Below are 19,115 nucleotides of genomic sequence, written 5' to 3'. Positions count from 1 at the left end.
CACGCCGTGCACCCGTCGCCCTCACGGGGTACCCGGGGATGCGCAGGATGCCCGCGCCGACCCGGACAGGAGGACACCGTGGCCGACATGAGCCCGATCGAACTCCAGACCGCCGGCCGTGACGATCTCGTGTCCGTGGCCCGGGACAACGGGGCCGGCGTCCAGGTCGTCGACAAACTGGAGCACTCCGGGGCGCAGCGGTTCGACGGCCCCGACGACGTGCGGAAGGCGGTCTTCGGCAACGACTGAGACCGGCGCGCGGCGGGTGCTCGTCACCGGATGGTTCAGCTTCCTGCACGGGGAGGCGACCGCCGGCGACCTGCTCGCGCTGGACCGGGTACGGGAGCTGCTGCGCGGCGCTGCCGTACCGCACGACGTCGCCTGGAGCCCCGGCTTCCGGCCGGAGGGGCCGTCCCTGGACGACTCCCGCCCCGAGGACTACTCCCACCTGCTCTTCGTCTGCGGCCCCGCCCACGGCCCCCAGGTCGAGGACCTGCACCGGCGGTACGCCGACTGCGTCCGGATCGCCGTGGGCACCTCCGTCCTCGACGCCGGGGCCCCCGCCGTGCGCGGCTTCCACCACGTCCTCGCGAGGGACGCCCCGGACACCGCCCCCACCCTCGACCTGGCCGCCCGCGCGCCCAGGCCGCCGGCGCACCCCGTGGTGGGCGTCGTGCTCACGCACGGCCAGCACGAGTACGGCCCCCGCAGGCAGCACGAGCGGGTGGCCCGGCTGGTCACGCGGTGGCTGTCGGGCCGGGACTGCGCCTGCCTGGAACTGGAGACCCGGCTCGACCCGCACGACTGGCGGCTGTGCACGACGTCCGGGCAACTCGAGAGCGTGCTCGCGCGCTGCGACCTGGTCGTCACCGACCGGCTGCACGGCATGGTGCTGGCACTGCGCGCCGGGGTGCCCGCCCTCGCCGTCGACCCCGTGGCGGGCGGAGCCAAGGTCACCGCTCAGGCACGCGCCTGCGGCTGGCCCGCCCTGCTGCCCGCCGAACGGCTCGACACCGCCGCGCTGGACCGGTGGTGGGACTGGTGCCTCACCTCCGGTCGCGCCCTCGCCGAGCGCACCGCCGACGGCTTCCGCCGGGACGGAGCGGCGGACAGCGCGGACGGCCTCCTGCGCCTGCTGCGCGCCCCGCGATGAGCGGCGACGGTGGAGCGGCCCGTCACGGATGGAAGCGCCACCGGCCCTCCGAGACGACGTCCACCTTGTCGTCGCGGACGCGAAGGGCGGTGTCGTCGTCGATGAAGTAGATCGGGAAGTCCGCCCGCGCGACGACGCGATCGGCCCAGGCGTCGTCGCGTTCCGGGAAGTCCGGTGAGTACAGATGGGGCTTCAGGTACCAGTCGAGGAGCCCGAAGGGTGGGGCCACGGTGGTCGCGCCGAGCAGGTGGAGGTCCGCGGCGTCCCCGATGACGTCGGCGGAGTGTTCGGTGAGATGCCGGCTGAGGATCATCGATCCGGCGCTCAGCCCCACATAGACTCGGTCCGCCAGTGCTTCCAGGAAGCCGTCGGCCAGGCCGTTGCCGGTGATGCTGCGGGCGAGGTGGTAATGGTTGCCGCCGCCGACGTAGATGACGTCGGCGCGCAGCAGCCGGTCGAGTACCAGCCGACCCGGCAGGCCGTTCAGTTCCAGGATGTCGAACTCACGCCAGCCGAGGCCGTGCAGGCGGGTCATGTCGGAGAGGAGCCATCCGTGGTCCCCGGACTCGGCCATGGAGGCCGTGGGGACGTACACGATGTTCGCCGACCCGAACGGCTTTCCCAGCATGTCCCGCAGGGCACCCTTCAGGGTCTCGTTGCGCAGACCGGCCGACGTCAGCAGAAGCTCCATCGGCCGAGCCAATCATGCGCGGTGGACTCAGGCAACGCCCCCCGTCTGCCGCAGCGCGGTCCGCAGGGCCAGGGGAGTCGCCGCTGCCCACGCCTGGGGGGAGCAGGAGTGGGGGTACGGGACCGGGGTCGGGGTGGTCGTGCGGGCGTAGCCGGCCAGGACTTCCGGGAGGCGGTGGCCGTGGTGGGTCGCTGCCGCTGTCAAACCCTCGGTCACTGTGCGGAGTTCGTCGTGCAGGCCGTGGCGGGCGAGGCCGAGGGCTATGAGGGCGTTGTCGTGGGGCCAGGCGCTTCCGCGGTGGTAGGAGAGGGGGTGGTAGGGGCGCTGGCCGGCGGCCAGGGTGCGGATGGCCCAGCCGGAGAAGAAGTCGGGTTCCAGCAGGCGCCGGCCCACCCGCCGGGCGCGGTCGGCGTCGAGGATGCCGGACCAGAGGAGGTGCCCGGCGTCCGAGGCCAGCGCGTCGACCTGGCGGCCGTCGCGGTCCAGTGCCAGAGCCGGGAAGCCGGGCCCCGGCATCCAGAAGTCGTCGGCGAAGCGCTGCCTCAAGTCCGAGGCTGTCGAGCGGAGTCGAGTCGCGTACTCCGGGTCCCCCCAGACCTTCTCGGACAGTTCCGCCGTCCGGAGCAGTGCGTCGTACGCGTAGCCCTGCGCCTCGCACACCGCGATCGGTCCCTTGGCCTGGGTGCCGTCGGTGAAGCAGATCGCGCCGGCCGAGTCCTTCCAGTTCTGGTTGACCAGGCCGTTCGGGTCGGGGGTGTAGACGAGGTAGCCGTGTTCGCGCAGGCCGCCGTCGGTCAGCATCCAGTCGACGGCGCGCCGGGCGTGCTTTTCCAGGCGCGAAGCGAGTGCCGGGTCGCCGGTGGTCTCGTGGTGGGCGTGGAGCAGGACCAGGAACAGCGGGGTGGCGTCGACGGCGCCGTAGTAGCGGCCGTAGGGGACCTGACGGAAGTGGGCCAGCTCCCCCTGGCGGGTCTCGTGCACGATCCGGCCGGGCTGCTCGCCGCTGAAGTCGTCGTACCGGGCGCCCTGGGTCGCCGCGAGGGCGCTGAGGGTGGCGGCCGCGGTGCCTGGGCGGTAGGGGAGCAGGAAGTACGACGTGAGCAGGGAGTCGCGGCCGAAGAGCGTGAGGAACCACGGGATGCCGGCCGCCGGGACGCGCACCTGCTCGCCGTCCACGCCCTCGACCGTGATGGTGAGGAGGTCGATGTCGGCCAGGCCGCGCTCGCAGGCGCGGGACAGGTCGTCGGTGGCTTCCGGCGGGGTCCGCCGGGCGGCCGGGGGAGAGGGAGGCGGTGACGGCTCGGCGCGTACCGTCAGGTGCAGTTCGGCCTCGCCGTGCTCGGCCAGGTCCAGCTCCCAGGTGAGGGTACGGGCCGTGGTCCCGGCGTGCGGCTCGGCGGCGATGTTGTCCGGCGCGGGCTGACAGGTGAGCGTCGTCCACGCGTGCCAGTCGGCGCGGCGGTAGTCGTGGACCAGGCCCCGGGGCACGGTGCGTACCTCGCGCCTGCCGTCCGGCTTCGGGTAGTCCCGGTCGTCGGCCCGCAGCTCGAACAGGTCGGCGAAGTCGCAGTCCATGGTGAGTTCGAGGCGGGCCGTCACGGCGTCCGGGCGGTTGTTGACCAGCCGCAGATGCTCGGTGAACTCACCCGCCGCGACGCTCTGTCGGCGGAAGACCGTGTAGGCGGGCGGGGCATCGCGCGTGCCCTTCGGGGTCAGTACGCATGACGTCGAGTGGTCGTCCTCGCGCGAGGCCGGTACCAGTACGGTCGGGCGGGCGCCGTCGACCGTGAGCTGCCAGTGGCTCAGGTGGCGGCCGTCGCGCGCGAACACCCCGTCGGGGGCGGTGCCGCGTACGCCGGTGATGCCGCCGGTGGTGTCGAGGCGGGCGAAGGTGGCGTCCCGGACCAGTTGGACGTGGGGCTCGGCCGGGGTCATGGCAGGGGCTCCTCTTCCTGAGCGGTCTCGGTGTGGAGCAGGTCGAGGGTGAGGGCTGCGGTCCAGGAGAAGTTCCGGGCGCCCCGGCCGGCGCCGGTGGTGGGGTCGACGTACTCGGCGAAGCCGGACCGGCCCGCCTCGGACAGGAAGGCCCGGCGCAGCTCATCGGCCCGCTCGTGGTGGCCGTGGGTGCGCAGACCCCGGTGGACGAGCCAGGCGGTGTTGAACCAGGCCGGTCCGCGCCAGTACCGCTGCGGGTCGAAGGCGTGCCCGGTCAGGTCGTAGCTGGGGACCAGCCCGGTGGCGGGGGCCCGGAAATGGGGCCCGGTGACGGTGTCGGCGAGACGGCGGGCGATGTCGGCCGGCAGCCCCGGTACGACGAGCGGGACGAGGCCGGTGACGCCGCGTTCGCCGATCGGCCCGCCCGCCACCAGATCGAGGGCGCGGAAGAGCCCGGCTTCCTCGTCCCACAGCCGGTCCACCAGCCGTTCGGTGAGGGCCTGCGCGCGCTTCTCGTGCTCGGTCCCGCTCCCGCCGAGGTGGCGGGCCATCGCGGCGAGGGCCCGTGAGCTGGCGATGAGCAGCGCGTTGAAGCAGGGGTCCTCGACGGCGAAGGCATGGTCGGTCGCGCGGTCGTCGTAACCGGTGGCGCGGTAGTCGGTGGCGAGGCGGACGTAACGGCCGTAGTCGAGATCGGTGGGGCGGTCGGCGGCCTGGCCGTGGTCCAGGTCGGCGCGCCGGTAGGTGTCGGGGGCGGCCGGGCCGACGGGGCGCAACGGCCCGTCCCAGCAAGGGCTGTTGTCCATGCCCGGCTCCCACGGGTGGACCACCGCGGCCAGGCCGCCGCCCCCGAGGTCGCGCCGGGTCAGCAGATAGTCGTGCCAGGCGGCCAGCCGGGGGTGGACGCGGGCGAGGAAGCCGCGCCGGTCCGACTCGGCCGGGTCGGCCTGGTGGACGAGCCAGGCGGCGAGGGCGTGGACGGGTGGCTGGACGATGCCCGAGGTCTCGGGTGCAGCCGGGGCGCCGGAGGGCCGTCCGGCGCTGGACGACTGCCAGAAGTCAGGGCTCGGGAAGTACGCGTCGTGCGGCTGGGCCGGGTTGAAGACGATGTGCGGGATGCGGCCGTCGGCCCACTGCGCGGTGAGCAGGGACTCCAGTTCGCGCTGGGCGCGCCGGGCGGAGAGGTGGCGCAGCCCGATGGCGATGAAGGCGGAGTCCCAGCTCCACTGGTGGGGGTAGAGCGTGCGGGAGGGGACGGTGGCGGTGCCGGTCCAGTTGTCCAGGAGGACCCGCGCCGCGCCGCGCCGCAGGGTGCGGGCGGCGGGGGAGGGGCGTTCGAGTACGGCCGTCATGCGCCCGACCTCCGCAGGAAGGCCGGCACGGAGCGGACGGCCTCGACGGGGTCGCCGCCGAGCCGGCATTCGGCCGCGAGCACGCCGTCGTAGCCGATGGTGTGCAGGGCGCCGAGCCAGGCGGGCCAGTCGAGGTGGCCGGCGCCGGGCTGGAGACGGTTGGAGTCGGAGACCTGGGCGTGGCCGATGTACTCGGCGTGGGCGAGGATGGCGGCCGACGGGTCGCTCTCCTCGATGTTCATGTGGTAGCTGTCGATGCCGATCCGGACGGAGTCGAGACCGGTCGCGCGGATGAGGTCGGCGGCCTGTTCCAGCCGGTTGACCATGTGGTCCTCGTACCGGTTGAGCGGCTCCAGGTAGAGGGTGACGCCCTCCCCGCGGGCGTGTTCGCCCAGTTCGGTGAGGCCGGCGAGGAGGATCTCGCGGTCCTCCTCCTCGCTGCGCGGGGGTTCGAAGGGCGGCAGGCGACGGGAGAACATGCCGTAGGAGGCGGGCGTCTGGGCGCCGCGGCCGCCGATCTCCGCGATCACGGTGAGCTGGGACTTGAGCTGGGCGACGGCGTCGCGGCGCAGCTCCTCGTCGAAGGCGCCGAGGAAGTGCAGCATGTCGACGCAGACGGTGGGCATGACCACCCCGTCCTTGGCGGCCTGCTTGAGTTCGTCGAGGCGGCCGGCGAAGTGGAGGTCGCCCTTGGCGCGCAGTTCGATGGCGCCGTATCCGGCCTCCTGCGCGAACTCCCACTTGGCCTGGAGGGTGTCACCGGGCAGCAGTTGCTCCTGGGCGGCGATCGTGAGCATGAAGAAGACCTCTCAGAATTCCAGGACGACCTGGAGCGCGTCGGCGGGGCGCTCGTCGAGCAGTACGTAGGCGTCGGCGGCGTCGGCGGCCGGGATGACGTGGCTGACCAGGGAGTTCACGTCGACCTGGCCCTCGGCGACCAGGCGCAGGAAGGCGTGCTGAAGGCGTTCCTGGCTCCAGCGGTGCGACAGCGCCGGGGGCACGCCGCCGATCTGGGAGCACACGAGCTGGACGCGGTTGTGGTGGAACTCGTCGCCGAGGCGGAGCCCGATGCCGTCGCCCTGGTAGAAGCCGGAGGCGACCACACGGCCCCCGACCGCGACCGAGCGCAGGGCCTCCTGCAGCGCGGGGTGCGCGCCGCTGATCTCGATGGCGAGGTCGGCGCCCAGCCCGGCGGTGATCTCGCGGACGCGTTCGGCGACGGCGTCGGTGCGGGCGTTGAGGATGTGCCGGGCACCGTACCGCTTGGCGGCCTCCAGGCGGTCGTCCAGGGCGTCGACGGCGATGACGCGGGCCCCGTTGAGCTGCGCGAGCCGGGTGGTGAGCAGGCCGATCACGCCCTGGCCGAACACGGCGACGTCCTCGCCGAGGTGGATGTCCCCGGCCAGGACCGCGTTGTACGCGATGGCCCCCACCCGGGCGAACGCGCCGGAGAGGTCGTCCAGTCCGGCGGGCAGGGTGTGCCCGATCATGCGTTCCACGGGGACGATGCCCTCGCTGCGGTGTCCCCAGATGCCCCACACCGTGTCGCCGAGGCGCGGTAGGCCCGGCGTACCGGTCAACTCGGGGGAGATCTCGACGACCTCGCCGACCTCGGAGTAGCCCCAGCCGGCCACCGGGTACTCGATGCCGGCCGCGCCGTCGCGGAAGAGGCAGGCTTCGGGGTCCCAGGTGCGGGTGAGGTAGGGGTTGGTGCCCCGGTAGGCGGTCAGCTCGGTGCCGGCGGATATGCCGGAGTAGCGGGTACGGACCCTGAGATGGCCGGGCGGGAGGTCGGCGCGAGACTGCTCGGCCACCTCCACCTGACGCGGACCGGTGAATTGAACGACGCGTTCCACGGATGGCTCCGGAAGGTTGCGGCTGCGGGTTGCGTCGACAATAACCACAACTTATGTCTTGTCAACAAGCAAAAGTGATGCTGAGATGCGTGATCGGTAGACGTAAGTCGACACGAGGACAGACGCAATGCGCACCAAGAGCCGACGGTCGCTGACGACCACGGTGGGCCTCACCTCAGCCCTGGGACTGGCGCTGGTCACCGGCTGCTCCGGCAGCACCGGCCCCGGCAGACCCGACCACGAGATCACCGTGTGGTCGCTGGAGAACCTGCCCGACCGCGTCGGGGCGACGCGGAAGATCATCGATGGCTTCGAGCGGAAGTCGGGCGTGAAAGTGCACCTCGTCGGGGTGGACGAGGGCCAGCTACCGCAGTTGATCATGTCGGCGGCCGCCTCCGGCGACCTGCCCGACGTGATCGGCGCCGCCCCGATGGGCCAGATCTGGCAGATGTACGGCAACGGCCTGCTCAACACGGAGATACCGGGGCGGATCGTCAAGGAACTCGGGCCCGGCACGTTCAACGCGAACGCGCTCAACCTCACCTCCGACGGCCGCACCCACCTCGGCGTCCCCTCCGACGCCTGGCTCCAACTGCTCGTGTACCGCAAGGACGACTTCGCGCGGAAGCATCTCGCCACGCCCGACACCTACGACCGCGCGCTCACCGCGGCGCGGGCGCTGGACGGCGGCGGTCACGACGGGATGTCGGCGGCCACCGACCCCTCCGACGTGTTCACCTCGCAGAGCTTCGAGAGCGTGGCCCTCGCCAACGGCTGCCAGCTCGTCGACGACGACCACGAGGTGGCCCTGCACAGCCCGCGGTGCGAGACCGCCTTCCGCACCTACGACCAGCTCGCCCGCGAGCACGGCGCCCCCGGCACCCAGAGCGTGGACTCCACCCGCGCGGCCTACTTCGCCGGCCGCTCCTCGATGGTCATCTGGTCCTCGTTCCTGCTGGACGAGCTGGCGGGCCTGCGCAAGGACGCCCTGCCGAGCTGCCCGGAGTGCAAGAAGGACCCGGGCCGACTGGCCCGCGACAGCGGCATCGTGACCGCGCTGAAGGGCCCCGAAGCCCGCGAGGGCGCCCAGTTCGGGGAGATCACCTCCTGGGTGACCACCAAGACCGCGGAGACGGCGGCCTCACAGCAGTTCATCGAGTACATGATGAACTCCGGCTACGAGTCCTGGTTCGGCATGTCGCCCGAGGGCAAGATCCCGGTCCGCCACGGCACCGCCGCCCAGCCCCACCGCTATCTCGACGCCTGGCGGCACAGCGACATCGGGGTCGACACCAAGAAGCCCTTCGACCAGGTCTATCCGCCGAGCCTGCTCAACGAACTCGCCGCCGGAGTCGGCAACATGCGCCGCTGGGGTATCGAGCAGGGCGAGGGCGCCCTGGTCGGCGCCACCAACGGCGAGCTGCCCGTACCCAAGGCGATCGGCGCGATGACCAGCGGCCAGCTCTCCCCCGAGGAGGCGGCCCGCGAAGCCGACGACGAAGTCGCCGCCCTGCAGAAGTCCCTCCAGTAGCCGCACGTCACAAAGGCATCCCCATGACCCGAGCCCCTTCCGGCGCAGCGCCGCGCCCGGACACCGAGCCCCGGCCGCCGGCCGTACGGCAGCAGCAGCCCGCCAGGCCCATGACCGCCGAGCGGCGGGCCAACCGCGCCGGTCTCGCCTTCGTCTCTCCCACCCTGATCGTCGTCCTCGTCGTGGTCGTCCTGCCGATCCTGTGGACGCTGCTGCTGGCCTTCCAGCACGCCCGACTGGTCGACATCCAGGGCATGGGCCTCTTCGGCCGCTGGACACTGGACAACTTCGCGGCGGTCTTCGAGTCGGCCGGCTTCTGGTCGAGTCTGCTGACCACCCTGCTCTACACGGTGGGCGGCACCCTCGGCTCCGTCCTCCTCGGCCTGGTGGCCGCGCTCGCCCTGCGGCGGCCGTTCCGCGGCCGGGCCCTGCTGCGCGCGGCCATGCTCCTGCCGTACGTGGCACCCGTTGTCGCCGTGGCCTTCGTGTGGGAGGTGGCGCTCAGCCCGCAGTACGGCATCGTGAACGACTGGGGGCGCCGCCTGTTCGGCTGGGACGACCCCGTAGCCTTCCTCTCCACGCGCAGCTACGAAGTCGGCCTGTTCGGCGCGCACTTCCACATACCGCTGGCGCTGCTGACGGTCATCGCCTTCGAGTGCTGGCGCTACTTCCCGTTCGCCTTCCTGTTCCTGCTCGCCCGGCTCCAGGCGGTCCCGGACGGGCTCGAGGAGGCCGCGGAGGTCGACGGGGCCACCGTGTCGCAACGCTTCCGGCACATCCTGCTCCCGCAGCTCATGCCGGTCATCGCCCTGCTGTGCGTACTGCGCTTCATCATGACGTTCAACAAGTTCGACGACGTCTATCTGCTCACCGGCGGCGGCGCCGGCACCGACGTCGCGGCCGTCCGGGTCTACGACTTCCTGACCGCCCGCTACGACGTGGGGGCCGCGGCCGCCCAGGCGCTGGTCCTCGCGGTCTCGCTGATGATCCTGCTGGGCTGCTACTTCAAGTTCTTCGGCAACAAGGTCCAGGAGGAAGCGTGACCCGCAAGGCCGTCCTGACCAGAGCCCGGTTCGAAGAGCGCTTCTTCGGTGTGGCCCGCTGGTGCGTCATCGCCTTCCTCGCCGTGATCACCGTGCTCCCCTTCTACTACATGCTGCTGCTGTCGCTGAAGCCCATCGACGCGCTGCTGCTCGACCCCGGCTCGCTGTGGGTCTCCGCCCGCGATCTCACCCTCGACACCTACCGCAACGTGCTGAAGTCCTCCGACGACGGCGGGCAGGGCTTCCTCGGCTTCCTGGCCAACTCCGCGCTGGTGTCGCTCGGTACGGTCGCGCTCACGCTGGTGGCCGCGGTGCCGGGCGCCTACGCGGTGAGCCGGCTCAAGTTCTTCGGGCACCGCCAGGTCAGCGCCCTCTTCCTCGCGGTCTACCTCTTCCCCGCGACGCTGCTCGCCGTCCCGCTCTTCGTGATCTTCGCCAGGCTCGGCCTCTCCTCCAGCCTGGTGGGCCTCGCCGTCGTGTACGTCGCGCAGACCGTGCCGGTGTCGATCTACATGCTGAAGAACTACCTGGTCACCATCCCGTACTCGGTCGAGGAGGCCGCCGCCCTGGACGGCTGCACGCGCCTGCAGACCCTCCGCAAGGTGATCCTGCCGCTGGCGCTGCCCTCCCTCATGGCGACCGGCTTGTACGTGTTCATGATCGCCTGGAACGAGTTCCTGTTCGCACTCCTCTTCCTGGCCGCCGACCCCGGCAAGTGGACCGTCTCGCTGGGCCTGGCCCAACTGTCCAACGGCATCGAGGTGCCCAAGACGGTGCTGATGGCCGGTTCGGTGGTGCTGACGGTGCCCGTGGTACTTCTGTTCTTCGCCGCCGAACGGCTGCTCACCGAGGGCCTGACCAGCGGTGCCGACAAGAGCTGAAGCCCAGTGGTCCAAGGGGACATCATGATGACGCCCAGTCAGGTCAGCGCGGGAGGGCTGCTCCAGCTCATCCGCGAGGGACGCGCCAACACCCGCGCCGATCTCCAGCGCGTCACCGGCCTGTCCCGCTCGACCGTGGGCCAGCGGCTGGACCTGCTGAACCGGGCGGGCTGGGTGCGGCACACCACCGGTGCCTCGACCGGGGGCCGCCCCTCCGGCCGGATCGTCTTCGACCCGGCGCACGCGGCCGTCCTCGCCGTGGACCTGGAGACCCGGCACGCGCGGGCCGCCGTCCTGGACCTGGCGGGCACCATCCTGGCCGAGCACACCGGGCCGATGGAGATCGCGGACGGGCCCGAGCAGGTGCTGGACCGGCTCGTCGGCTGGTTCCCGGACCTGCTGGCCGCGGCGGGCGTCTCCCCGGCGCGGGTCTGCGGGCTCGGGGTGTCCGTCCCCGGCCCGGTGGACTTCGCGACGGGCCGGGTCGTGGAGCCGCCCATCATGCCCGGCTGGGACCAGTACCCGATCCGGGAACGCCTCCAGGAGACGTACGCCCGGCGCATCGGCGGCTCCCTGAATGACGGTCCCGTACCGGTGTTCGTCGACAACGACGCCAACCTGATGGCGCTGGCCGAGCAGCGGGCCAACCACGCCGACTGCGACTCCTTCGTCCTGGTGAAGGCGTCGACCGGTATCGGCGCGGGCGTCGTCATCCAAGACTCCGTGTACCGGGGCATCGACGGCGGGGCGGGCGACATCGGGCACATCCGGCTGCACGACCGCCCCGACGCGCTGTGCATGTGCGGTGCGCACGGCTGCCTCGCCGCCGTGGCCAGTGGCGGGGCGCTCGCCCGGGAACTGCGCGCGCTCGGCCTGGACACCGCCTCCGGCCGCGACGTCCGGCGCCTGCTCGCCGAGGGCCACCCCGAGGCCGTACGGCTCGCGCGGGACGCGGGACGGCGTACGGGCGAGGTCCTGGTCACCGTCGTCACCCTGCTCAACCCCGGTGTGCTGATGCTCGCGGGCGAGCTGTCCGGAGTCCCGTACCTCACCGGGGTGCGGGAGCTGATCTACCAGCGTGCCATGCCGCGCACCACCGCCCACCTCCAGATCGTCACGTCCCGGCTGGGCGACCACGCCGGGCTCATCGGCGCGGCGGCCATGGTGGTGCAGTTCCTCTACTCGGCCGACCGCGCGGACGCCCGGCTGGAGCGGCTGGTCCGCTGAACTCGCCTTCCCCTCAACCTCGTTCGGACAGGAAGTCATGACCACACCCGCCCCTGGGCCCTGTCGGCACATTCCCGCCTGCAGGGCGACGCCATGCACGCACTCCGGCCGCACCGGAGTCCAGTACGAGGTCCCGCGCCCGGCACGCCGAGAGCACGCGCCTGACGCCGCCCCGCCCGCCCTTCGGGCGGACGCCGGGAATCTGACGACAGGGCCTTGGCCGCATCGTCCCGTGGAGGTCGGACTGGTCGGTGCCGGTCCGTGGGCCCGCGCCATGCATGCCCGCGTGCTGGCCGCCGGGCCCGAGACCCGGTTGTCCGCCGTCTGGGCCCGCCGCCCCGAGGCCGCCGAGCTGACCGCCGCGCCCTACGCCGCCCATGTCGCCGCCGACTTCGCCGAGTTGCTCGACCGCTGCGAGGCGGTCGCCTTCGCCGTACCGCCGGCCGTGCAGGCCGAACTGGCCCCGCTCGCCGCGAAACGGGGGAAGGCGCTGCTGCTGGAGAAGCCGCTCGGCCCGGATCTGCCCGCAGCCCGACGGGTGGCCGACGCGGTCGCCGAGGCCGGTGTCGTCTCCCAGCTCGTCCTGACCAAGCGCTACCACCCCGCCACCCGCGCCTTCCTGCGGGCCGCGAGCACCCTCGACGTCGTCGGCGCCCGCTCCTGCTATCTCCACGGGGGCTTCCTGGGCGGCGACTTCGCCACGGGCTGGCGGCTGGAACATGGCGCCCTGCTCGACCTGGGCCCGCATCTGCTCGACCTCCTCGACACGGCGATAGCCCCGATCACCACCATCCGGCGCACCGGCGATCCGCGCCGCTGGACCGAGCTGACCTGCGAGCACGCGAACGGTGCCGTCAGCCAGGCCACCCTCTCCGGCAGCGTGGCCGTGCCCCGCGCGCTCACCACGGTCGAACTCTTCGGCCCCGCGGAGCCGTTGCGGTACGACACGGCCGGGATCGATCACGAGGAGTGCTGGCCCCTGCTGCGCCGGGAGTTCGCCACCGCCGTACGCACCAGTACCCCGACCGAGCTGGACGCCGGCCGCGGGCTGAGGCTGCAGAGCCTGTTGGAGCTGGCGGCGCACGGCTGAGCCGTACGCGTCGCTCAGGCGCCGAGGAGGAACAGGCAGAACAGGTGGCCGTGGGGGTCGCGCAGCACGCGGACGTCGTCCTGCGGCTGGTGCTCCTCCACCGTCGCACCCAGGGCGCAGGCGCGCTCGGTCTCCGCGGCCAGGTCGTCGACCTGGATGTCGAGATGGGCCTGCATCTGCTGGTCGCCGGGGCCGGACGGCCAGGCCGGCGGGCGGTGGTCCTTCTCCAACTGAAAGCTGAGGCCGGGGCGTTCGCGCTCCGGGGACTTGATCCGGACCCAGTCGGGCTCCCGGTCGACCTCGTCCCAGCCCAACAGGGCGCGGTAGAAATCGGCCAGGGCGGGCGGGTCAGGAGTACCGAGTACGAAGGCTGCGAGCAGTGTCGTCATGGCCCATTCCTGCCCGCAGCCCATTCTCGTACGCGTCCGGGAATCGATTCCGGCGTCAGCTTCCGACGTACCAGTGGAATCCGCCATTGTTCGCCGCCACGATCATGAGAATGGCGAAGATCACGAGATCGACGATACCGAGAATGGCGCCGGCCCTCGCCATTCCGCGACCGCCCTTGGCGCCTGACTGTCGCGTCGCGACCATACCGAAGATGATCGCCAGGGGGCCGAGAATGACGTTGAGGAAGAAGAATCCGACAATGCCGCACACCAGGCCCGCGATGGCGAGGCCATTGGTCCGAGAACCGGATCGAGCGTCCGGCTGGCCACCGTAACTCGTCATGAGAACTCCCGTTCCATGAAAGGAGGAATGCCGGTACTTTTTGTGTCTGGGCTCCGTGTGCCCAGGGGGAGTTGCGGCATTCCCCAGGAATCCGGGGATCAAGCGGAACCTCGAATTCACGACTCTCGTGCCGGTGCGGAAACCGTGATCGACGCGACGGGCTCCGCCGCGGCCCGCCGCCGAGGGGGGAAGGACGCCAGCGCCACCCCGCCGATCAGCAGGACCGCAGCGCACCAGCGCAGACCGCTCACCGGTTCACCGAGGAACACGGCGGCGGAGGACATGCCGAAGAACGGTGTTGAAGGAGGGGTGGGCGGAGTTGCCCGACGGGCCTGTGTGATCGCCCGTCGGGGTAGGCGGGGGAGACACCCCGAGGGAGGGCCAGGCCATGTTCGAGGGCTTTGAGACCAGCAGGGTTCAGGCCGGTGAGGCATCGATCCTCGTCCGCCACGGAGGGCACGGCCCGCCGGTCGTACTGCTGCACGGCCACCCCCGGACCTCCGCGACCTGGCACCGCGTCGCCCCGCTGCTCGTCCGGCGCGGGTTCACCGTGGTCTGTCCGGACCTCCGGGGATACGGCCGGTCCACCGGGCCGGCGCCCACCGCCGACCACGCCGGGTACGCCAAGCGCGCCGTCGCCGGGGACCTGGTCGAGGTGATGCGCGCCCTCGGGCACGACCGGTTCGCACTCGCGGGGCACGACCGGGGAGGTGCCGTCGCGCTGCGTCTCGTCCTCGATCACCCCGACGCGGTCTCGCGGGTGGCGCTGCTCGACTGTCTGCCCATCACCGAGCATCTGGCCGGCATCAGCACCGAGTTCGCCACCCGGTGGTGGCACTGGTTCTTCTTCGCCCAGCCCGACATCCCCGAGCGGGTCATCAACGCGGACCCGGAGCGCTGGTACCACGGCGACCCCGAGAGCATGGGGCAGGAGAACCACGACGAGTGGCGCTCGGCCACGCGGAATCCCGCCGTGGTGCGCGCCATGCTGGAGGACTACCGGGCGGGTCTCACCATCGACCGGCGGCACGAGGAGGACGACCGTGCCGCCGGGGTGCGTATCCAGTGCCCCGCGTTGGTCCTCTGGTCCCTCAGGGACGACCTCGCGGACCTCCACGGGGACCCGGTACGCATCTGGCGCGAGTGGGCACCCGACGTCCGGGGCCACGGCATCGACGCGGGGCATCACGTGGCCGAGGAGGCCCCGGAGGCACTCGCGTCGTCCCTCGGGGACTTCTTCGGGGGTGAGGCTCCGTAGGACCCCTGGGTGTCCCACGTCCCTGACGCCGATTCCCGAGCCGCCAGGGTGCTACTCCGGCCTCCCCGGGGTACCGGGTGCTCACCCAGGCGCCGATTCCGGTGATCTGAGCAAGGCCCGGAACAGGGGGAGCATGATGACTACCGCGTCGGCGAAGCGGCTGCGGAAGAGCGCGCTGGACGTGTTCGGCTGGGAGGAGCTGCGGCCGGAGCAGTTGGTGGCGATGGAAGCCGTGATGGAGCGGCGGGACACGCTGGTCGTGATGCCCACCGGGGCCGGGAAGTCGGCCGTCTATCAGGTGCCGGGGCTGTTGCTGCCGGGGCCGACCGTGGTGGTGTCGCCGCTCGTCGCTCTCCAACGGGACCAGGTACAGGGACTGTTGAGCCGGGAGGGCACGGAGGCGGCGGCCGTCAACTCCTCCCAGAGCGGCAGCGAGAACGCGGCGGTCTGGGACCGGATCAGCGAGGGCGACGTCGACTACCTCTTCCTGGCGCCCGAGCAGCTCGCCAAGGACGAGGTGGTCGAGCAGCTCGCCGCCGCCGAGCCCGCGCTGTTCGTCGTCGACGAGGCCCAGTGCGTGTCGTCGTGGGGGCACGACTTCCGCCCCGACTACCTGCGGCTCGGCCAGGTCATCGACCGACTCGGCCGTCCTCCCGTACTGGCCCTGACCGCGAGCGCCGCCGCCCCCGTACGGGCCGACATCATCAGCCAGCTCGGCATGCGGGACGTGCACGAGGTCGTCACCGGCTTCGACCGCCCCAACATCCACCTGGAGGTCGTCCCCTTCCGGGACGCCGCCGCCAAGAGGCGTGCCGTCGTCGAACGCGCCGCCGCGGAGGCCAAGCCCGGCCTCGTGTACGCGGGTACGCGCCGGGAGGCCGAGGGGTACGCCGAGGAACTGAGCCTGCTCGGGCTGGACGCGGCCGCGTACCACGCGGGACTGCCCGCACGGGAGCGGGGCGATGTGCACGACCGGTTCATGGCGGGCGAGCTGGACGTGGTCGTGGCGACCTCCGCCTTCGGGATGGGCATCGACAAGCCGGACGTGCGCTTCGTGCTGCACGCCTCCGTCCCCGGCTCCCTGGACGCCTACTACCAGGAGATCGGCCGCGCCGGACGCGACGGCGAGGAGGCCCGCGCGATACTCGCCTACCGGCCCCAGGACCTCGGCATGCAGCGCTTCTTCGCGGCGGGGCGCCCCGACCCGGACACCGTCACCCAGGTCGTGAGCACCCTGGAGGAACACGACGGTCCCGTGCCGCCGACCGAGCTGCGCGACGAGACCAACCTGACGGCCAGCCGCCTGACGGCCGTCGTCAACCTCCTGGAGCAGGTCGACGCCGTGCACACCACCGAGGACGGCGACCTGGAGGCGACCGGTACGGTCGGGCCGGCCGCCGCCGCCCAGCAGGCGATCGAACTGGGCGACGCTCACCAACAGCTGGAGCGCTCCCGCGTCGACATGATGCGGGGCTACGCGGAGGCCACCGGCTGCCGACGCCGGTTCCTGCTGGGCTACTTCGGCCAGGGCGGCGACCAGGACGAGTCCTGCGGCGCCTGCGACCGGTGCGAGGCGGCCGAACTGGCGGAGGACGGCGGTGCGGAAGGCGGCCCCGCCGTGCTGGCCGGTACGGGTGGTCCCATACCGGAGCCGGCCTCTTCGGCGCAGATCGGGGACCAGCACCCCTTCCCGCCCGGCACCCTCGTACGGCACGAGCAATGGGGGCAGGGGTCGGTCATGAGCGAGGAGAACGAGCGTTTGACGGTGCTGTTCGAGACGGTCGGCTATCGCACGCTGTCCCTTGAGGTCATCAACAAGAACCATCTGCTGACTGTGTGCTGAGTGGGTGCCGCGCCCACATGTGGGCCCCCGACATGTGGGCGCGGGACGTGTGGCCCCACCACAGGTGTACCGCCCCCATGTGGCCTCACCACACGTGACTTCCCCACATGTGGGTCATATGTCCGCCCTCAGCCCAGGCCCCGCACCACGGCCAGCGACACCGCGGCCGCCGCGAATCCCAGCACCGCGCCCGCCGCGACATCCCCCGGATAGTGCACCCCGGTATGGACCCGCGAGTACCCGACGGCGACCGCCAGGGAGCCCAGCGGGACCGCCGCCGGAGGCAGCAGGACACCCACGGCGGTGGCGAAGGCGGTGGCCGAGGCCGTGTGGCCGGAGGGGAAGGACGCCGACTCGGGCATGCGCACGTGCCGGGCCACCGCCACCTGGGCCTCCTCCCGGTCGGGCCGGTGGCGGCGCACCATCCGCTTGCCGAAGAGGTTCGCCGCCGCCGACGCCAGCGTGACCGAGGCGACCCCGGCCAGTGCCGCGCGGCGCGGTCGGCCCGGCAGCAGGGCGAGGCCCGCCGCGACGCCGAACGAGATCTTCGAGTGGTCGGCCGCGTGCGACAGCAGCCGCAGCGCCCGGTCCAGCGCGGGCGTCGGCGTGGCGGCCACGGCGGCGTACAGCGCGCCGTCGACCGCGCGCAGGTCGCTGAGGACGGCGGGGACGGTGTTGCGGTCAGGCACGTTTCTCTCCCGGTGCTGTGCGCTCGGCGGGACCGAAGGCGAGGTCGAGCAGTTTCCGCCAGTCGACGGGCGGCGCGGGCGGCGGCACGCCGGGGCGGTCACGCGGCAGCAGCACCCGCAGCGCGCCCGGCCGTACCGAGCACGTGACCGGTGTGCGCAGCCACAGCGCCTCACCGTCCACCGCCACCGGGATCTGCTCCTCCCCGGCCGTCACCTCGACCAGGTGCGCGGTCGTCACGGTGAGCCCCGGTGCCTGCGCGCCCCGAACGGCCAGCTCCGCCGCCTGGGCCGCGTTCTCCACCCTGATCCCGAGCACGCCCAGTTCACCGGTGTCGAGCCGGGGCCGGCGTCCGCCGCCGCTCAGCTCGTCGGGGGAGACGTACGGGTTGTTGCTGACCAGGAGCGCCTGTTGCTCGGCGAGCCGGTTGCCGTCCACCTTCGCGTCGAGCCGTCGTACACCCTCCCTGGCCAGCAGGTCCGGCATCAGATTCAGGGCGGTGCCGGTCTTGTTGTCGCGGTACTCGGGGCTCTGCACGATGTCCGCGTACACGCCGAAGGACACCGTGTTGACGAAGGGGCGGCCGGAGACGTCGCCGAGGTCGACGCGGATCTCCTCGCCGTCGGTCAGGGCGTCGAGGCAGCGGGCAGGGTCGGTGCGGTCGAGGCCGAGATCCATGGCGAAGTGGTTGCGGGTGCCCGCGGAGATCACGAGGAACGGCAGGTGGTGCTCGGCGGCGACCGCGGCGACCAGCGCCTGGGTGCCGTCGCCGCCCGCGACGCCGAGCAGATCGGCCCCCTTGGCCACGGCTTCCTGGGCCAGCGTGGTCACGTCGGCCGGGTCCGAGGGGTCCAGCAGGATCACCCGCGCGCCCAGGTCCTCCGCCCGCTTCACGAGGTCGAAGCGGGCTACCTTGCCGCCGCCGGACTTCGGGTTCATGATCAGAACCGGTCGTTTCGGCCGGCGCGCGCGGGTGGGCTGCTGTGCCCGGTGCGGTCGTGCTTGACGCAGTGCCTCGCGACCAGTGAAGCCCGCGACCGACCAGCACACGGCGGAGATCAGCGCCACCGGCCACAGACCGCTCCGTGCGATGAAGACCAGGAAGCCGACCGGCGCGGCGGCGGCCACGAGCGCGCCGAGCAACCGCACCACGCCCCGCCGGGCCACGAACCACCAGATGCCGACGGCGAAGAGCACCAGCCCGACCACCGCCGCCACGGCCACGAGCAGCCCGCCCCCGCCGACCGCGAGCAGCAGCACCACCGCGGCACCGATCGCCGCCACCACGGCGCACCGCGCGAGCAGCCGGGCGACCAGCCCCGCCCGGAACCGCGCCGTTCGTGCCCCGCCCATGACGTCCTCCCGGTGGATCTCGGCCCGCCCCGCACCACCAGCCTGGCGCAGGGTGTCCGCCGGGGGGTGTCCCGGTCGGCTATATGGGTCCCAGGGTCATCCAAAGGTTGCCAGACTTCGCGGCCGGGGAGTGCTCCGGCACCGTGTGCTCCGGCTCGACACCATCGTCGACGCCGTGCTGGAGGGGGACCTGCTCAGCCCCGTCCCACCGGAGTGGAACCTAGCCGCTCGGAAAGCGGTACGCGCTGACCGCCCACACCCCAGGCCGACTTCGACGCTTGCCTGCGTGAGGCGACCACCTCGGATCTTCCGGTGCCGGCCCGCGCGGCCCGTGCGTGCCTCGATGTGGCGTTCCTCCATCCCTATGTGGACGGCAGCGCCCGCGCCGTTCTGCTGACTTCGGTGCACGTCCTGGCCCGCGAGGACGTGGTTCTGCCGGAGGTGGGACCGCTGCAGGTCACCCGGTACGCGGATGGCGCGGAG

18 protein-coding genes and 1 pseudogene are annotated in these 19,115 nt (G+C 72.2%); 9 read left to right on the top strand and 10 right to left on the bottom strand.

Going from position 1 to position 19,115, the window contains the following annotated elements; all coding sequences use genetic code 11:
- The first annotated feature begins 87 nt into the window (after positions 1-87).
- Both OG448_RS04130 and OG448_RS04125 read left to right on the top strand, forming a co-directional pair.
- On the top strand, positions 88-249 hold the full coding sequence (locus OG448_RS04130) for a DUF2795 domain-containing protein (protein WP_405558676.1): 162 nt from the start codon (positions 88-90) through the stop codon (positions 247-249).
- Positions 250-265: 16 nt separating this feature from the next.
- The gene (locus OG448_RS04125; protein ID WP_405551561.1) at positions 266-1,153 is read left to right on the top strand and encodes a polysaccharide pyruvyl transferase family protein; all 888 of its coding nucleotides are present in this window, start codon (positions 266-268) and stop codon (positions 1,151-1,153) included.
- A gap of 22 nt (positions 1,154-1,175) precedes the next feature.
- Here the strand turns inward: OG448_RS04125 and OG448_RS04120 are convergent, their stop codons facing one another.
- The 5 genes from OG448_RS04120 to OG448_RS04100 are packed head-to-tail and all read right to left on the bottom strand — an operon-like array spanning position 1,176 to position 6,987.
- Complete coding sequence (locus OG448_RS04120; protein WP_405551560.1) at positions 1,176-1,844, bottom strand: Type 1 glutamine amidotransferase-like domain-containing protein; 669 nt, start codon at positions 1,842-1,844, stop codon at positions 1,176-1,178.
- Positions 1,845-1,871: 27 nt separating this feature from the next.
- The gene (locus OG448_RS04115; RefSeq protein WP_405551559.1) at positions 1,872-3,779 is read right to left on the bottom strand and encodes a glycogen debranching N-terminal domain-containing protein; all 1,908 of its coding nucleotides are present in this window, start codon (positions 3,777-3,779) and stop codon (positions 1,872-1,874) included.
- Positions 3,776-5,131 (bottom strand): MGH1-like glycoside hydrolase domain-containing protein, encoded by a 1,356-nt coding sequence (locus tag OG448_RS04110; RefSeq protein ID WP_405551558.1) that lies wholly within the window; start codon positions 5,129-5,131, stop codon positions 3,776-3,778. Before OG448_RS04110 ends, OG448_RS04115 begins: the two co-directional genes overlap by 4 nt.
- Positions 5,128-5,928, bottom strand: a complete 801-nt coding sequence (locus OG448_RS04105; protein WP_405551557.1) for a sugar phosphate isomerase/epimerase family protein — start codon at positions 5,926-5,928, stop codon at positions 5,128-5,130. Before OG448_RS04105 ends, OG448_RS04110 begins: the two co-directional genes overlap by 4 nt.
- 12 nt (positions 5,929-5,940) lie before the next feature.
- On the bottom strand, positions 5,941-6,987 hold the full coding sequence (locus OG448_RS04100; protein ID WP_405551556.1) for a zinc-binding alcohol dehydrogenase: 1,047 nt from the start codon (positions 6,985-6,987) through the stop codon (positions 5,941-5,943).
- Positions 6,988-7,114: 127 nt separating this feature from the next.
- On the opposite strand from OG448_RS04100, the gene OG448_RS04095 reads away from it, so the two are divergent.
- The 5 genes from OG448_RS04095 to OG448_RS04075 all read left to right on the top strand — a co-directional run bounded on the left by OG448_RS04095 (position 7,115) and on the right by OG448_RS04075 (position 12,759).
- Positions 7,115-8,518: an ABC transporter substrate-binding protein gene (locus tag OG448_RS04095; protein WP_405551555.1), complete on the top strand. Its 1,404-nt coding sequence runs from the start codon at positions 7,115-7,117 to the stop codon at positions 8,516-8,518.
- A gap of 23 nt (positions 8,519-8,541) precedes the next feature.
- Positions 8,542-9,561 (top strand): ABC transporter permease subunit, encoded by a 1,020-nt coding sequence (locus OG448_RS04090; RefSeq protein ID WP_391293585.1) that lies wholly within the window; start codon positions 8,542-8,544, stop codon positions 9,559-9,561.
- A 14-nt stretch (positions 9,562-9,575) separates the two neighbouring features.
- Positions 9,576-10,442 (top strand): carbohydrate ABC transporter permease, encoded by an 867-nt coding sequence (locus tag OG448_RS04085; RefSeq protein WP_405558674.1) that lies wholly within the window; start codon positions 9,576-9,578, stop codon positions 10,440-10,442.
- Positions 10,443-10,469: 27 nt separating this feature from the next.
- Positions 10,470-11,669: an ROK family protein gene (locus OG448_RS04080; protein ID WP_405558672.1), complete on the top strand. Its 1,200-nt coding sequence runs from the start codon at positions 10,470-10,472 to the stop codon at positions 11,667-11,669.
- A gap of 202 nt (positions 11,670-11,871) precedes the next feature.
- Entirely contained in the window at positions 11,872-12,759 is an 888-nt protein-coding gene (locus OG448_RS04075; protein WP_405558670.1) for a Gfo/Idh/MocA family protein, read from the top strand.
- Positions 12,760-12,773: 14 nt separating this feature from the next.
- Here OG448_RS04075 and OG448_RS04070 read toward each other — a convergent pair whose 3' ends face one another.
- The 3 genes and pseudogenes from OG448_RS04070 to OG448_RS04060 all read right to left on the bottom strand — a co-directional run.
- Positions 12,774-13,148 carry a VOC family protein gene (locus tag OG448_RS04070; RefSeq protein ID WP_405551554.1) on the bottom strand — a complete coding sequence of 125 codons (375 nt, stop codon included), beginning with the start codon at positions 13,146-13,148 and terminating at the stop codon, positions 12,774-12,776.
- 55 nt (positions 13,149-13,203) lie between these two features.
- On the bottom strand, positions 13,204-13,491 hold the full coding sequence (locus tag OG448_RS04065) for a DUF4190 domain-containing protein (RefSeq protein ID WP_405551553.1): 288 nt from the start codon (positions 13,489-13,491) through the stop codon (positions 13,204-13,206).
- A 116-nt stretch (positions 13,492-13,607) separates the two neighbouring features.
- Positions 13,608-13,787 (bottom strand): annotated as a pseudogene (locus OG448_RS04060) (EamA family transporter); the annotation flags it as partial.
- A gap of 92 nt (positions 13,788-13,879) precedes the next feature.
- On the opposite strand from OG448_RS04060, the gene OG448_RS04055 reads away from it, so the two are divergent.
- Both OG448_RS04055 and OG448_RS04050 read left to right on the top strand, forming a co-directional pair.
- Complete coding sequence (locus OG448_RS04055) at positions 13,880-14,749, top strand: alpha/beta fold hydrolase (protein ID WP_405551552.1); 870 nt, start codon at positions 13,880-13,882, stop codon at positions 14,747-14,749.
- Positions 14,750-14,885: 136 nt separating this feature from the next.
- Entirely contained in the window at positions 14,886-16,592 is a 1,707-nt protein-coding gene (locus OG448_RS04050; RefSeq protein WP_405558668.1) for a RecQ family ATP-dependent DNA helicase, read from the top strand.
- A 128-nt stretch (positions 16,593-16,720) separates the two neighbouring features.
- Here the strand turns inward: OG448_RS04050 and OG448_RS04045 are convergent, their stop codons facing one another.
- Both OG448_RS04045 and OG448_RS04040 read right to left on the bottom strand, forming a co-directional pair.
- Entirely contained in the window at positions 16,721-17,281 is a 561-nt protein-coding gene (locus OG448_RS04045) for a phosphatase PAP2 family protein (protein WP_405551551.1), read from the bottom strand.
- Positions 17,274-18,632: a diacylglycerol/lipid kinase family protein gene (locus tag OG448_RS04040; RefSeq protein WP_405551550.1), complete on the bottom strand. Its 1,359-nt coding sequence runs from the start codon at positions 18,630-18,632 to the stop codon at positions 17,274-17,276. Before OG448_RS04040 ends, OG448_RS04045 begins: the two co-directional genes overlap by 8 nt.
- Positions 18,633-19,115: the final 483 nt, after the last annotated feature.

Origin of the sequence: Streptomyces sp. NBC_01171, from assembly GCF_045039805.1 — a bacterium.
GTDB lineage: Bacteria > Actinomycetota > Actinomycetes > Streptomycetales > Streptomycetaceae > Streptomyces.
Note: the sequence above shows the minus strand (reverse complement) of the source record. Positions and strands in the feature narration are given on the sequence as shown.